This window comes from Tardisphaera saccharovorans (assembly GCF_046635845.1).
Taxonomy (GTDB): Archaea; Thermoproteota; Thermoprotei_A; order Marsarchaeales; family UBA168; genus UBA168.
This window is the reverse complement of the sequence record NZ_JAQQXN010000001.1, coordinates 367131-382034: the sequence shown is the minus strand read 5'-3', so window position 1 is coordinate 382034 and position 14904 is coordinate 367131. Positions and strand designations below refer to the sequence as shown.

At 54.3% G+C, this 14904-nt stretch carries 13 protein-coding genes and 3 pseudogenes; 5 read left to right on the top strand and 11 right to left on the bottom strand.

Going from position 1 to position 14904, the window contains the following annotated elements:
• From gcvH to PRZ02_RS01990, 3 genes and pseudogenes are all read right to left on the bottom strand, one after another.
• A pseudogene (gene gcvH, locus PRZ02_RS02000) lies at nt 1-393 on the bottom strand (glycine cleavage system protein GcvH); the annotation flags it as partial.
• Nucleotides 394-724: 331 nt separating this feature from the next.
• Nucleotides 725-1093: an RNA-guided endonuclease InsQ/TnpB family protein gene (locus PRZ02_RS01995; protein WP_449464174.1), complete on the bottom strand. Its 369-nt coding sequence runs from the start codon at nt 1091-1093 to the stop codon at nt 725-727.
• 96 nt (nt 1094-1189) lie between these two features.
• Nucleotides 1190-2299: a hypothetical protein gene (locus PRZ02_RS01990; protein WP_449464173.1), complete on the bottom strand. Its 1110-nt coding sequence runs from the start codon at nt 2297-2299 to the stop codon at nt 1190-1192.
• A gap of 621 nt (nt 2300-2920) precedes the next feature.
• Between PRZ02_RS01990 and PRZ02_RS01985 the strand changes: the two genes are divergently transcribed.
• Entirely contained in the window at nt 2921-3442 is a 522-nt protein-coding gene (locus tag PRZ02_RS01985) for a peroxiredoxin (RefSeq protein WP_449464172.1), read from the top strand.
• Here the strand turns inward: PRZ02_RS01985 and PRZ02_RS01980 are convergent.
• Nucleotides 3336-4901, bottom strand: a complete 1566-nt coding sequence (locus PRZ02_RS01980; protein ID WP_449464171.1) for an MFS transporter — start codon at nt 4899-4901, stop codon at nt 3336-3338. The two genes, PRZ02_RS01985 and PRZ02_RS01980, sit on opposite strands and share 107 nt — an antisense overlap.
• A gap of 86 nt (nt 4902-4987) precedes the next feature.
• Between PRZ02_RS01980 and PRZ02_RS01975 the strand changes: the two genes are divergently transcribed.
• Nucleotides 4988-5935 (top strand): class I SAM-dependent methyltransferase, encoded by a 948-nt coding sequence (locus tag PRZ02_RS01975; RefSeq protein WP_449464170.1) that lies wholly within the window; start codon nt 4988-4990, stop codon nt 5933-5935.
• A gap of 35 nt (nt 5936-5970) precedes the next feature.
• Nucleotides 5971-6306: pseudogene (locus tag PRZ02_RS01970) on the top strand (hemerythrin domain-containing protein); the annotation flags it as partial.
• 109 nt (nt 6307-6415) lie between these two features.
• Here the strand turns inward: PRZ02_RS01970 and PRZ02_RS01965 are convergent.
• Genes PRZ02_RS01965 through PRZ02_RS01955 form a run of 3 tightly spaced genes read right to left on the bottom strand, consistent with a single transcriptional unit; the run spans nt 6416 to nt 9838 of the window.
• On the bottom strand, nt 6416-7486 hold the full coding sequence (locus tag PRZ02_RS01965; RefSeq protein ID WP_449464169.1) for a Gfo/Idh/MocA family protein: 1071 nt from the start codon (nt 7484-7486) through the stop codon (nt 6416-6418).
• Nucleotides 7487-7514: 28 nt separating this feature from the next.
• The gene (locus tag PRZ02_RS01960; RefSeq protein ID WP_449464168.1) at nt 7515-9131 is read right to left on the bottom strand and encodes an ABC transporter permease subunit; all 1617 of its coding nucleotides are present in this window, start codon (nt 9129-9131) and stop codon (nt 7515-7517) included.
• On the bottom strand, nt 9128-9838 hold the full coding sequence (locus PRZ02_RS01955) for an ABC transporter ATP-binding protein (protein ID WP_449464428.1): 711 nt from the start codon (nt 9836-9838) through the stop codon (nt 9128-9130). Before PRZ02_RS01955 ends, PRZ02_RS01960 begins: the two co-directional genes overlap by 4 nt.
• Before the next feature lie 504 nt (nt 9839-10342).
• Between PRZ02_RS01955 and PRZ02_RS01950 the strand changes: the two genes are divergently transcribed.
• Nucleotides 10343-11497: an MFS transporter gene (locus PRZ02_RS01950; RefSeq protein ID WP_449464167.1), complete on the top strand. Its 1155-nt coding sequence runs from the start codon at nt 10343-10345 to the stop codon at nt 11495-11497.
• Between the two features lie 395 nt (nt 11498-11892).
• Here PRZ02_RS01950 and PRZ02_RS01945 read toward each other — a convergent pair.
• The 3 genes and pseudogenes from PRZ02_RS01945 to PRZ02_RS01935 form a co-directional block, all read right to left on the bottom strand.
• Nucleotides 11893-12261, bottom strand: a pseudogene (locus PRZ02_RS01945) (GNAT family N-acetyltransferase); the annotation flags it as partial.
• Nucleotides 12262-12288: 27 nt separating this feature from the next.
• Nucleotides 12289-13572, bottom strand: a complete 1284-nt coding sequence (glyA, locus tag PRZ02_RS01940; RefSeq protein ID WP_449464166.1) for a serine hydroxymethyltransferase — start codon at nt 13570-13572, stop codon at nt 12289-12291.
• Nucleotides 13573-13612: 40 nt separating this feature from the next.
• Nucleotides 13613-14251, bottom strand: a complete 639-nt coding sequence (locus PRZ02_RS01935) for a M48 family metallopeptidase (protein ID WP_449464165.1) — start codon at nt 14249-14251, stop codon at nt 13613-13615.
• A 47-nt stretch (nt 14252-14298) separates the two neighbouring features.
• Here PRZ02_RS01935 and PRZ02_RS01930 point away from each other — a divergent pair, with 47 nt between their 5' ends.
• Entirely contained in the window at nt 14299-14595 is a 297-nt protein-coding gene (locus tag PRZ02_RS01930; RefSeq protein WP_449464164.1) for a ferritin family protein, read from the top strand.
• On the opposite strand, the gene PRZ02_RS01925 is transcribed toward PRZ02_RS01930, so the two are convergent.
• Nucleotides 14546-14893, bottom strand: coding sequence for a hypothetical protein (locus tag PRZ02_RS01925; protein ID WP_449464163.1), 348 nt, complete (start codon nt 14891-14893; stop codon nt 14546-14548). The genes PRZ02_RS01930 and PRZ02_RS01925 overlap by 50 nt on opposite strands.
• Nucleotides 14894-14904 lie beyond the last annotated feature (11 nt).

Here is a 14904-nt window from a genome sequence, read left to right as displayed (position 1 = left end):
TAAGATCTCCTCGTAAGCTCTGTGATCTAGAAGTTGGAGGAGCTCCGATGCCAGGTCCTTTGGTCTTATGACCGCTATCCATCCCTTCCCGTAGGGATCCTGGTTTATGAGCTCAGGCGTTCCCTCGAGGTTGCTGTTGCGCTCAACAACCTCTCCGGATACTGGAGCGTAGACCTCCGAGACACCCTTGTAGGCCTCCAGCTCTGCTAGCACCTCGCCTTTTGAGTAGGCCCTGAGCTGGGGCAACACCACGTAGACCACGTCCCCAAGTTTGGCCTGCGCGTAATCGGTTATACCAACGAGCACAAGCTGTTGCCCTTTTTCATCGGTCGTGACCTTGGCCCACTCGTGCTCCTTTGTGTAGTAAAGGCCTTCTGGCACGAGATATGTCATAGGGCCCTTTTTCTTCTGCATTTAACCTTTGTTGCCTTCAAAATCGCGGCCGCCAGCGGAACGACCCTGGCGCTTGGGCAGCCAGGCGGCCGCATCTACAGCCGCGCGAGGGCTCTACAGCTACACCGTCAGACGTCGTCAGGAAGTGCGCCACGCCCACGTCGAGGCCCACGGCGCCGCTCCCTTTCGATGGCCTTCGCCCGTCTCTTACCATATCGAGGCGTAGTAGCGATCTCCTTTTCTCGTGACGATGGCCTGATGGACCTTGTCGGGTATTGCCCCGTGATCCCTGAACTTTCTGCCTTCCCGAAACTTTGGGATTATCAACTTCTTATCGTAAACGAAAAAAGTTCTGAGGCACGATAAAGTACTGGTCCTCCCTCTTGGACTTGAAGTTGGGGTAGTCGGCGTCGTGCTTGAAGAACGCCCTGAAAGCTATGTCCAACCTCCCGAGAGGTTGCCGCAGGCTCTGCGAGTTGACCTCGTTCAGCCATGGCAGCTCCTTCTTCATCTCTGTCAGCATCCTTAAGGTCTCGAAGGGGGTTAGGCCCTTCTTTTTGTCGCCTTTGTGCTCCGCGTAGTACTTCGCCCTTACCTCTAGGAAGTGGTTCCAGATAAACCTGCAGGCGCCGAAGTGCTTCTCAAGGAGAACTCTCTGATCGTCAGTTGGGTACAGGTGCACTTTGAGGGTCTTCAGCAACCGCTTACTTAGCATACCAATTATATAAGTCTCTCGCAATTCATCTCCTCCTTAAAAGTCGGAGTTTTACAGCCTCCATCTAACCCCTAACCATAACTATAAATAACTATAAACGCGAGGCAATCGCGGACTTCCGTTTACGGCCTTGACCATGTTCGCGAGCTTCCTTTTGGCGCTCTCGAGCGTGTGTATGCTTATGGGATCTGATGCGAAGCCACAACCCGGAGCAACCACGAGATCGTCCTTGTCCGTAGCCTCCACAGCGGTCTGGTACCTCTTCCTTATAACTTCGACCGGCTCCACGTTCCTGGTTTTGACGCTTACCAGCCCCAGCGCCAAGCCCTTGTCCTTTGGTGGCTCGTAATCCCTGAAGTATGACAACTCGTCGAAGTCCCTTATGCCGTCGAATACCTCGAGGGGACCTATTACTCCTGCCTTAAGGTCGTAAAGCTCGGGAAGCGCGCCGTCATAGTGACCATGCGTATTGAATTGCGTGTTCCTAAGGTTACCCCAGCAAGCGTGCACCTGTATTTTTTCCCACGGAATGGAGGAAAGCAGCTCATTGTTCAGCTGGACGGCTGACCTCACCGCATCCTTTGAACGAGATTCCCTGTAGTCACCGTAAACCCCGAACTGAAGGATCTCTGGCGCGTCAAGTTGCACACTATCGGCTCCGGCGTCGAAGGCGGACCTCACCTCATTAATTATGATGGCCTTGATTTCGTCAGCGTAATCGTCAACCGTTGGGTAATACTTCTTGACTTGTTCCCTCGCGCGTTCCAGGGCCTCCCTAGGCCTTGCGGGGCTTACCGAAGGATCTGGATAGAAGGAGACCATGAGACTTAGAGCTGGCGCGGTCACCTTTACTCTTCTCTTGACGCCCAGCTTGTCCAGAACGGCCCTTATTGCCTTTACCTCATTTCCGAGAACCGGGTGAGAAAAGTCATACTTTATCTTTTCCACTGGCACGGCCACCTTGACGGAATCCCCAGCCGAGGCCGTCCACACGAGGTCTCCGTGAGCAAAGCCGGGCAAGCCAGATATATCACCGAAGAATATCGACCTACGGTACTCGCCGTCATTTACCTCGTCAACACCCGTTTCTATCTGAACCTTAACTATTTCTTCTATTGCTTTTTCGACGTTGGACTGATTCAGATCGGGTGGGCGAGGCAAGCTTCCCACATGAGTTGTCCTGTAGTCCATGAATAAAGCGTAGCAGTAGCTAATAAGAGCTGAGCAAACTGAAATTAGCCCACCAACGCCATAAAGGCATGAAGCCAATCCTTGATCGGCATGAGCTATCGTTCGCGTAAAGGTGAGACGTATTTCTCAAAGGGTCGTATCCAAAACGTTTAACCCAGTGGGGTGAGGAGGGAAATCCCCCCTAAGAGATGGCTCCCTCGAGAAAGGCGACAGATCTGATTGGAGAGGGCGCAGGCCCATTGCCCGATGGCGCCTTCCCGCAAAGCGCGGGCAAGGGGCTCGCCCACAAAGGCCCCACAGCCCTTGCGGTTGTGATCACAAGACGGAACGGAGCCCCGCCATTGGGCGGGTTGTTAGTCGAGATTCTAGCGATGACAGTCAAGAGGGCAGTCACCAGACGCGCAAAACCTTGGCGCCAAACGGGCTAACAAATCTCGCGGCATGCCTTGAAACCAGCAAGGCACAAGGGATTTTTCTTAACCGGAACTGATGCGAGTCACCGCTCCCATATGGCATCGGCCTTGACCCTATGGTTATCTGGTCTTCACAAAATGTCGGCGAAACCGCCCTGCTAACGGCTCTTCTGCCCAATAAGCTTTTATGCTCTGTTATAACGTCGTTATGATAGAGATAGGGACTAAGGCCCCGGATTTCAGCTCAGTAGACTCCGACGGAAAACCCATATCGCTTTCCCAGTTCTCTGGAAAGGTCGTGGTTTTATACTTCTATCCCAGGGCAAACACACCAGGCTGCACGCGGGAAGGCATAAGCTTCAGGGATAACATCAGGTGGTTTAATGATCGCGACGTTGTGGTTCTCGGCGTAAGCACTGATTCTCCGGCCACACAGAAGAAGTTCAAGGACAAGTACTCCCTTAACTTCACGATGGTAAGCGACAAGGAAAAAACCGTAAGCAAGGCCTATGGCGTGCTTTCACCCACAGGAACGGCGTCCAGAACCACCTTTTTGATAGGAAAGGACGGCAACGTGGCCTACGTGTTCACGAAGGTGAGACCCGATGGGCACGCGCAAGAGGTCATAAACAAGATAAGCGAGCTGGGCCTCCGACCCCATGCCAAATCAACGCGCTCAAAGCACTTATGTCGCACTTTAAAAATCCCTGCAAATCCCGCGGGCGCGTGACATCATCATCGTAACGGATCAGTCGCGGCCTCTTTTTAGGCCCTTTAGCTCGATGATGTCCGGTCAACGCTCGTTGCGACGGCTTTTGACCGGCCAGCGGGTCCTGCGGAAGCCTTACCACGAGCAAGAACGCGAGAAGCTGGAGCGACGCCGCTAAAACCCATGGAGAAATGGGCAATACCTGATAAAGCATTATCCCTACGAACTGGGCGGGTATCACCATGAGGTTTGTCATCACTCCCGTGACCGCGGACACCTTTGCCCTCCTCTGATTCGGTATGAGGTCTGCCCAATAGCCTCCTCCTGCGGGTCCAGCCATCGCGGAAGAAAACCCACCCATCGCGGCCGAAAGCGCCAGAAGGGGCACGCTGTTCCTAGCCATTACGAAGAATACGCTGGAAACGGGCAAAACCGAGAAGCCTATGAGCATGAATCTCTTAAGAGAGCTTGGAGATAGACGGGGTGTGAGCACCAGCGTTAAGATCAAGCTTGAGGCCGTGGATATTGACGCGAAGAGCGCTATGGAAGAAAGCGGAAGATCAAGGTGGTCCACTATGAACAGCGGGTAGGCAAGGGCCGGCATGATCGAGGCAAAGGTGGATATGGCAGTAGCTAACCAGTAGAAGAAGGCTGGCCTGTAGCTCCAAAGCCACCTAATCTCCTCACCGTATTTGTTGAAAAGGTCGGAATGCGTGAAGTACCTCGGAAGGTGAGGAGGAAATGCCGTGAACACCGATATGTAACGCTTTGGCAGGAAACCCGAGGTGGGCTGCAGGGGCGCCGTCTCCTTTAGGCCCCTGAACCTTATGAGCTCGCCTACAACGACGCCAAGGGCCACTGAAAGGTAAAGCAACCTAACGGCGAAGACAAGCCCTGCGCTTGAGCCCATAACTGCCTGAAAGTGCTGAATCAGGAGCACCCCGACGAAAGGCATCACGAGTCCGGGAAGCGGACCAAGTATGGCGTTGATCGCGTATGCCTTTCCCCTGTGTTCGGCCGGAACCGACTCAACGAACAGGCAACCGTAGGCGACAGCCGAGGCCCCGTTTGTCCCCCATATGATAGCGTACAAGAAGAAGAAGGCGGGATTCTGTGCAATGGACAGCGTGATGTAGCCCAAGATCCAGCTCAAAAAGTCAAAGGTTATGAGCGTCCTCTTCCTTCCCCATGAGTCGGCAAGTACACCTCCTAAAATCAGAAATATCAAAGACACCGAAGTGCTGATCACGGACACCATTCCCATGGCCGTCTCCGTCATCCCAAGATCCTTCATGTAGAAAACACCCCATTGGCCGACGGCCGCCGTGGGCACGCCGTAAAAGAGCACGCCGCTCCAAATTAGAAGCCACGTGTTCCCCTTTATGGACTTGAGTTCGTCTAGCAGGCCCAATGAAGCTCTGAGCTCCTCCTCTTTTTTTACAGATAAGCCTTGCCGCGAAGAACGCCTTGCTTCCTTCACAGACCGATTTCATCCCATGCCCTAACGCGTTTGACGGCGACCGAAAATCCCTTTAAGCGCCCTCTGGGCACTAGCGTCATAGGAGCATGCTTTACGCCGTTGTGCAAAGGGGAGATGCCCAGCGCCTTAAGGAGCGGCTTGCGCGCCTTGGGCTTCTGGCAAAGGGATATCCCGTCATAAGGGAGGGAGAGAGCGTCGGCTTTCCGCTCACCCGCCGGCCCAAAGAGGGAGAAGTAGATGCGGAGCTCAAAGAACTCGAGGCAAAGCCTCTGCTGCAGCTCAGCAGTTCACGCGTCGTGCTCTCACGCTCCTTCGACCTCATAGGGAACGTAGCCATAGTAAGGGCGAAAAGGGGTTTTGATCGGGTAGCGGCAACTCAAGAGGCCGAGCTCCTTATGAAGGCGAATCCAGCCGTGAAGGGGGTGTTTGCGCGCGCTGGGCCGATAGAAGGCGAGTACAGGGTCTCGCCGCTCGTTCACCTAGCGGGATCAAGTGAAACCCTCACAACTCATAAGGAGAACGGCTTTTCTTACCTCATTGATGTTGAAAAGGTGTTCTTCTCTCCCAGGCTTGCAACGGAAAGGCGCAGGGTATACTCTCAGGTCAGGCCAGGGGAAAGGGTGTTGGACATGTTTGCTGGAGTGGGGCCTTTTTCAATACCCATGGCAAAGGCGGGGGCAACGGTTTGGGCATGCGAGATAAATCCCCACGCCCTTGATCTCCTTGAAAGAAACTCCTCGCTTAACGGGGTAACGATCAGGACCTTCCCCGGCGACGCCAGGGCAGCGGCAGAGGGGCAAGCTAGGGGATGGGCAAACAGGATCGTCATGAACCTTCCGTCTCGCTCGCTGGACTTTCTGGACGCCGCGCTATCGGCGATTTCAGCCAGTGGCGGGATCCTTCACATTTACGTGAGGTCGAACGAAGATCCTTCGCCCAAGCTCTCGGCAATCGGCAAGATAAGCTTCTCCAGGCTCTTGAAGGAAGTCTCATCAAAGGAACGGGTTTACGCGGCAGACGTGATCGTGAAGTGAGCGCCAAAGTTAAAAACACGCATATTGAAAGATTTATGGGAGATTTTCTCAAGGTTCTCAAAGACGACCACGCAAGGACCACGAAGATGATGCCCCGCTTTGAGGAAGCGGTGGCGGAGCTGAGTCGCGGGAGCTTCGTTGGTGCCCAAGCCCTCGTAAACTACGTGACCGAGGAAGTGGTGGAACGCCACTTCAAGCTTGAAGAAGATGTGCTCTTCCCTGCCATCGAGCACATGCTGAAAAACTACCTTCCGAAAGAGGAACCCATAAGGATGCTCAAGTTAGAGCACATGGCCATTGCTCGCACCGTGGATGAGATGAGGGATGCCATGATGAGGGCCGACCTGAAAACCGCTTCCGAAAAAGGAGAGTATCTCCTGTCCTTGCTTAGGCAGCACATATTCAGGGAAGAAAACGGGCCCTTTGCGATGGCGGAAAAGTACCTAAACGACGAGGAAAAGGCCAAGATCGAGGCCAGCCTCAAATCGGCGGGACCTCGACCTCGACCTCCTTCTTCAGCTCGGAGGACTTATACACGGCATCGATTATGGCGTGAAGGACCAGGCTCTGTTGAGCGGTTACGGGTGGTTGCTTGCTGCTCAGTGACTGGACAAAGGCCTTGATCATCTCAAAGGCCTCGTCCACGGGCTGCAGCTTTACCTCCTCATCGTATACTTTTCCCTCGCTCTTTGAAGAAGCGATGAGTGACTTAAGCGACTCGTCGCCGGCACCCTGGACGCCTCCCATGTCCCCTTGAACCCTAAGGTTAGACACCTCCCCCTTGATCGGGAGGTTGGAAGCCCAGCTAGCCTCTATGATGGCCGAACTGCCGTCCTCAAACGTTATGAAACCAGCCGAGTAATCGTCAAGCCTGAAGTTCTTGTGATCCCAGGTGCCCCAGTTCATCTTGGTCTCTTCCTCCTTGTTTCCGAAGACCGTGTACGCGTGGCCCGTCACCCTCACGGGCTTTGGGAATCCCAAAATCGATAGCATCGAGTCCAAGCTATAACAGCCTATGTCAAAGAGCGCTCCCTTTCCTCCTGAGAGCTTCTCATCTATGAAAGTAGGGCTTCCTGGTATTCCCCTGCGCCTCAATATGGAAGCGTAGGAGAAGAAGAACTTCCCAAAGAAGCCCTTTTCCCTCAAGCTAATTGCGTGTTGAAGCCAAGGCGAAAATCTCGACCAGTAACCAACCATGAGCACCGCGTTATGGTCTCTCGCGGTCACAGCGGCGTCCACCGCGGCGTCCAGGTTTGGGGCCAGCGGTTTGTCCACGAGAAGGTTAACGCCATACTGCGCCACGACCTTCGCTATCTCGGCGTGAAGCCCGCTGGGCGTGACGACGCTGACGGCGTCAAGGTCTTCCCTTTCAAGCATCTCGCGATAATCGCGATAATAATTGGGTACCCCGTACTTCTGCGAAACCTGCTTTGCCCTTTCTTCGTTCAAGTCCGCCACGGCAACTACTTCAACCTCCTCGAGCTTCTTGTAAGGTACTAGGTGCCTTCCGACGCCGTGCCCTCCTACTCCTATTATTCCTACTCTTGTCATAATCTACTAGCGCCGAAGTTTAAATGCCTTAGGCCGCATAGACGCCCTCTTCGGCCACGTAGCGTTTTCTCGCCAGGTCCATCATCCTCCTCGTAAACAATATGGAGTAAATAACAACCACAATGCCAAATAGAAGCGAGGCCCAAGAAGCGTAAGCAAGCTGGCCTTGTGCGGTGTATATGTCTATGAGCTTCATAAGGCCGATATGGACTTCAAGCGTGTGTCCGCTTATTATGTCGGGCCAGTACTCCCCTATCATCAGGCCTCCCCACGCGCTGTTAATGGTCGAGGACACGCCGGCCACTATGTAGGGAAAAGTGGCAGGGAGGAGGACGTATCTCATCTTCTGGAAGAATCCCATGTTCAGGTTTTCCATTATGTCCCAGTACTCCTGGGGCATCGCCCTTATGCCCATCCAGAAGCTGTAGAATATGTAGTAGAAGGTGCTGGTAAAGCCTATGAGAAGCACGAAGAACTCGACCGTGTAGGACCTAAAAATGCTGCTCACTATGCCATACGTAAGGCCAAATAGCACGGGGAAGTACGTGGGAGCTGGAAAGGCGCTTAGCGACTGGATTATGGGAATCAGCGAGGCCTCAGCCCTGGCGTGCAGCGCAAGGTAGTACCCAACCGTCACGGCTATCAGAAGAGACACCGCGGTTATGATGCCAACCCTGGCGTAATCCACCGCCATGTTGTAGAGGAAGTACGGGGTCATCGATATGAGGGTCTGCCACGTGGTCATGGAAACCCTGCTCACGACCTCATAGCTGCCGTAAGCGATAAGGGCTAGCAGGGCCAATCCACCGGCTGCAGGCAGGAACCTAAGCGAGCTTTTCCGATGCTCCTCCTCAGGCTGCTCGAGGAAACCCTTAGGCCTCTGGGCCGGTTTCCTGTGCGCCAGAGAGTAAAAGGACAGCTTCTGAAAGGGGTTCTTTGACATCAGGTAGGACAGCCTCAATCCCCTTCCCTTCCTTATGGGCTGATTTGTGTCCAAAGCGTACTTGGCCACGGCGTACTTGCTAAACTCCCTCGCCGCGAGAACCGTGGACACCACCGCCACGGCTATGAAGATGAGGGAGACGTAAACGTAAAACATGTGGCCACTTGCCGCGAAATCGTCTATCACCGTTCCTATTCCAAAAGTGGAATAACTGGTCGTGCCTATGCTTAGCACCTCGCTGACAGTTATGTAGAAGAACCCGTCCGCTATGCTTGGGAAAAGGTTTGCTGCAACCCTTGGCATCGCAAAGGGGATGTAGGCGTACCTGAGCTTCGAGAAGAAACCCAAGTTGTAGTTCTTGGCAACCTCCACCATCTCGTTGGGTATGGTCTTAAATCCCTGGTAAACGCCGACCCATATGTTCCAAACCACCGCTGTGAACACGAGGAAGTCCGCCGCCAGTTCAACGCCCAAAGGACCTCCAACGTTGTATACGAAGAAGATGAGAACCACGGGGAAAAAGGATATGACGGGAACAGACTCAAGGGTCTCTATGAGCGCTATGTAGACGTTCTCGAAGACCTTGCTCTTGATCGCAGCGTAGCCCAAGAACCAACCGGTGACCACCGACAGGCCTATCAGGCCTAGAACCCGTCCGGTTGTGGCCACCGTAGCCAGGAGTATCAGCCAATAGGGGTTCAAGCGACTTCCCTCTTAACCGGCGCCAAATAGCTCCTAAGCTCGTGGAGATAATCCGAAAACTTCTGGGAAGTAGGATCGCGAGGCCTTTCCATTTCAACCCTTATCTCCCCCACGACCTTTGCGGGAGAGCCGTTGAGGATGTATACCCTGTCGGCAAGCGTCAGAACCTCGTAAAGGTTGTGCGATACAAGGACAGCTGACCTGAGAGGTATGTCCGAGTTGAATATCATGCTGTATATGTCCTGCCTGAGCTCTTCCGCAGTGAGCTCATCTAAGTGCGAGAAGGGCTCATCCATCAAGAGCACTATGGGTTGGGCTGCCAGCGCCCTGGCTATGGCGACCCTTTGCCGCATCCCACCGCTCATCTCCTTTGGGTAAAGCCCCTCTGAGCCCTCAAGACCAACGAGCGCGAGCACTTTCTTTGCCATCGCGTCCGCTTCGTCGCCGCCGATCTTCCTGCTCTTCAAGGCCAGCTTCACGTTGTCAAGCGCAGTCATCCAGGGAAAGGTCACTATGGATTGGTGAATTAGCGCGATTTCGGGTATGGGTTTGGTCACCCTCTTTCCGAGCAGCTTAACCTCTCCGGTAAGCGGAGTGATGAAGCCACCCAATATCCTGAGCAGGGTTGACTTCCCTATCCCAGAAGGGCCAACAATGGCGACGAGCTCGTCACCGTACGTTACAACGTTAACTCCTTGGAATACGATGCGCCCGTTGTCGTAAGCGTAAGACAGATCCAGCCCTTCTAATATAGTTCCATTTGGATCGCCATCAAGTTCAAGCCATCAATTTCCTATAAGCCTTTTCACAAATACGCGAGGGAATGCTCATCGTTTGGGTGAATTAGCGCACGAACTACCCGTCCCTGCGGGCGCGGCTTCCAGTAGCGGCGCGCCTTCACCCTGGCGTTGCGCGGGACAATACACACCTCCGTTGGGTAAGCTACTTGCGAACGCGCTTAGGTTGCGGTCACAGATTAAACCGCAACTAGGGCACTAAGCTCGCTTTCGTTTGCTTCTGCGATGCGACCCCCTCGAAGGGGATATCTTCCGCCGTGGTTCGAGCCTCGCTTCGGCTTTTTGGGAAACATGCCGAAATTCACGTGTTGAACTGCTTCCTTTCTGTCTCACCGCACCGATGAATGGGGTCTTCAGCGATGGTGATAAAAAGTGCCTAGATCTTCTTTTAAGTAGGTGGACCACGCTACAAAATTGAAGCCCAAGCTGTCAGCCTTCGCGGCATCGTTTTCTTCGTATTCCATGACGTGGGCCAGTCAAGTGGTCGTCAACATATTCTTGCAGGTTTACCTGTACTCCATAGGTTACTCGCTAATACAGGTGGGAATAGTTGGGGGGCTCATAGGGACCTTCACCGCCCTGCTTCAGCCGCCTTTCGGCGAGGCCGCGGACGCGCTGAGAGGAAGGAGGCAGTATTTGGCCGCTCTTTCGGTGGCGGCGCGCGGGGCCATCATAATTGCCATGGTAACGCTTGCGACGTTTCCCCTTGAATGCGTTTGGGCCTCGCTCTACGGCGCCGCAACTGCCCCCTTTTTGCCCACGACCATGAGCATGGTAGCTGATGAGGGGTCCGACAAAAGCATGGGAAAAAGCATGGGTAAGTTCCGCATGGCGGGATCGATAGGCTGGACCGTTGGCAACCTCGTTTTCGGAGCCGTTGCCCTGAGGTCCATGAGAGATGCCTTTCTGCTGGCCTCTTCGCTAAGCCTTATCTCAGTTATCCCGCTGGTCTTGGGAAAGGACACGCGCACCGTAGCACCAAGAGACGAAAAGAGACCTCAATCTTCCCACATGGGAATTGGTATCCTAGCGCTCTTCCTTTCTTCGGTTTTTGCCATATCGTTCACCACGGGAGCTGGGAATCAGTTTCTTCCGATCTACCTTGGGAAGCTCGGGGCTTCAACTTTCCTCGTTGGTGCCGTCATAGCAACGGGCTCAGCAACGGAGATTCCCTTCATGTATGCGGGAGGAAGGCTTACCGATGCGCTGGGAGACCACGCAGTCATGATGGTGGGATCGCTGATTTTTTCAGCGGTTTACTTTTTATACTCGATCATTTCCGTTCCCTCGCCCTTCCTCGCCATACAGGCCGGAAGGGGCATGGCCTTCGCCATGTATCACTCTTCGTCCATGGCCTACAGCCAAAGAGAGCCCGGAGGCAGGGGAAGGCGCGCAGGCCTTTTCAACTCGTTCGTGAGCTCGGGGAGCACGCTTGGCGCTTTTGCAGGCGGCTTCATCGCAACCGCCCTAGGTTTCAGGGGTTTCTTCTTGGCACTATCTACGTTGGCCGCGTCTTCGGCAATCATGGCAATAGCCCTGAAGCGCGCTCGGAGCCGCTTCTCCATGTAGTATGTGGTCCACGCTAGGGGCGAGCGGCTCTCCTCCCAGCCTTTTTTCAAAGCGAGTCCAACCTCGGCCTCATCAAACTTCTCGGTGATGACGTAAGCTCCCCTCTGCCTTGCCTTGGCCTCCAGCTGGGACAAAAGGAGAAAGTGGGACTCCGCTCCCTCGTACTTCGAAAAGACGACGTCGATCTCATCCTTGCTCCACCTGTTCTCAGTCGCGAGCACGGCGCCCACGTCTCTCCTGCCAACGGCAACGCAAGAAGAGCTGAAAAAGCACTTAATGGAATCAAGCTCGAAATCCTCAAGCATGTCGACCAGATCGTTCAAAGTCATGGAGAAGGCGTTGTCAAATGGCTCATCGTTCCCAACCACTGTCTTCTGAAGGACCCTCTGAGTCCCAACGCACGTATAACCCATCTTGACGTAAAAATCAAGCGCGAACGGCGTTCCGAGCCTGACGCGCTGCCTTCCGCTAAGCGAAATCCTGCGCTCGAACTGCTTGAGCAACTCAGACCCAATGCCCATGCGTTGGTGAGACGGCGTGACGGCTATCCAATCCAGTACGCCCCAGTCTTCAGCAAGCTCGCCTATGGCAAAACCGACCATCAGACCTCCGTCAAACGCCCCTATCTGCAGCGAGGGAAACCTGGTGATGCCGTCTATGAACCCTGGACCTATGACCTCAGGTCTCCTGGCCTCCTCCTTGAACGAACTCGCCGCGACAGACAGCACGCTCGGCAGATCTTTGGCCTTAAGCTGACGAATCATCAACTCATGTCGCCGCATACCCCAACGTTAAAGTTCCAGCAAGGAAATGCCGGGCTCCTTTTCCTCAAAAGCGTACTTAACCGAAAGGAAAGAGCCTCTCAGCCTCGCTACGTCCGCTCTGACCTCATGAGGATCCTTACCATCCATAAGCACCTGCTTCATCAGCTCAGCGATCTGGTCCATCTCATCGCCGCCCATTCCAAACCTTGTCATTTCCTGCACACCAATCCTGATCCCGCTTGGGTCCTTAACGTTTGAGGGATCGTCCCAAGGAAGCATGTTCTTATTGACTATTATGTTGGCCTCCTCTAGCTTTTGCGCAACCGCGCTTCCCCCACCCAGTGAGGACACATCGACCGCCACCTGATGGCTTCTAGTGTACCCGAGCCCCTCACCCACGACCCTAAATCCCCTGGCCGCTAGGGACTCAGCCAGCTTTCTTGCGTTTCTAACTACCGCGTTCGCGTAATCCCTTCCAAATTCCCTCATTTCTAGCGCCGTTATCGCGAGGGCAGGAAGCCTGTTCAAGTGATGGTTGCTCACAAACCAAGGAAAAATCGACTTCGACGCGGCCTTGAAGTCCTCCTCCCTCCTGGACAGGATAACTCCTCCCTGAGGGCCCGGAAACGTCTTGTGAGTAGAAGCCGTCACTATGTCGGCGCCTCCATCAAGGGGATTAGGCCAGGCACCTCCGGTTATGAGCCCGTAAACGTGGGCAGCGTCGTAGATGACCGTAGCTCCCACAGCTTTCGCGTGCGGGGCAAGCTCCTTCAAAGGGTGCGGGAAAAGGTAAAGGCTACCTCCCATGATCACGAGCTTAGGGCGAACCTCATAGATCATCTTTATGGCCTTGTCCGAATCCACGTTCAAGCTGGCCGGGTCATAGGGCATGAAGATCTGCTCTATTCCCAGGGCCCCAAGCGTGCCGAACTTCGTGTGACTAACGTGGGCGCCGGCCTGAACTGGCACGACCAATGCCTTATCGCCACATGACGCGGCGCTCCTGAAAGCGGCCGCGTTCGCTATGGTGCCGCTAATGGGCCTGAGGTCGCTAAAGGACGAACCCGATATCTGATTCACAAGAGACGAGGCCAGCGTCTCTATCTCGTCCACGTATTTAACTCCCTGGTAGAACCTTTTCCCCGGGGTTCCCTCGGCATACCTGGAGCCAAAGTCGCTAGCGTAAACGGAGAGGGCCAAGGGGCTCATGACGTTCTCGGAGGCTATTAGATTTATCGTCTGCTTCCTCCTCCACAGGTTCTGCGCACGCGTCACATCAAGTATGCGATCCAGCTCACTTATGCGTGCCAAATTACTTGAATTCTGGAGCCCTTTTTAAAGCTTGCAACGTCTAACCCAGGAGAACCGGGGAGTAGTTCTTGAGCTCCTTCTCCCTGTCCGCGTAATCGGGCATAAGCGATTTCAGGCGGGCCTTGAAGGAGGCGGAGTGATTGTGCTCGTACAGATGCACTATCTCGTGAAGGACCACGTAATCCCTCAGCTTGTCTGGAAGGGCAGCAAGCTGACTGTTGTATATTAGGTCTCCTTTCCCCGAGCAAAGCCCCCACCATGCCCTTGAGGGCTTAACTGTTAGCGAGCGATAGCTGAAGCCCATTATGCCCTCGTAGTGCGAGATGCGCTCCCTAACGTAGGCCTCGGTCTCTCTCTTATACAGCGCGGAAAGGGACTCACCCTTCAGATCTTCAAAGTCGTGGTACTCCCCCCGCAGAAGGAAGCGATTGCCATCGACGACCCTCAAAACCGACAGCGCCTTGACGTAAGCCCTAGTTATCCATTGGGACCTCTCGCGCAGCAGCTCAACAGGATCCACGGAAAGCCCTCTTGGGATCACAAGCGTTATCTTGGACCTAGTTACCCTGATGTAGGCAAGCTTCGACCTTCCCAAGTAAACGTCGTAGGGTAAGCTCACGCTGCCTCCGGTTAAGGTGAAAACGCCGGAGGCAACAAGCGCGCGCTTGGCCCTCTTCATAAGAGAGTTATGCGCGATGCATTTAAATCTGCGGCCCGCGTACCCTTATGGGATTTGCGAAGGACCCGATAGAGCTTAGCAGGACCAAGAAGATGAACAAGGAGGAAATAGCGTTGGCGCTAAGAGATGACCTCGAAGCGGAGCTTGACGCCGCTAACCTCTATCTCGAGCAGGCGGAACTGATCGATGACGAGCAGGTCAAGGCAACGCTGCTGGAGGTCGCAAAGGAGGAAAAGGTGCACTTCGGGGAGTTCCTTACCCTTCTGAAGAAGTACGACCAAGAGCTAACCGGCGCTATTTCCGATGGAGAAAAAGAGGTAAGCGAGAAGGCAAAGCGAGCTTAAATCGTTTTTTTGAGCATGCTTCTCTACAGGCATCCACGAGGAAGTCCAGAAGGCCCTGAAGGGGGACACCGAAATCTATGTTTAAGTAGGGCATGATCGACTGTTCTATGACAACTCTGAGATCAAAGTCTCCCCTTTTCCTTAACAGCTCGCACACCTCGCCAAATCCGGGATCGGCAGCCAGCTCATCTGCAAGCCCTTCCAGGCCGAGGTCGCTGACGTGCTTCTGTATCGAGCCCTCAGCCTCCCAAGTCGCTGCCTTGCGCCTAAAAAGATCCGCAACCGTCTGCGGGTTCATCTTTTATCGAA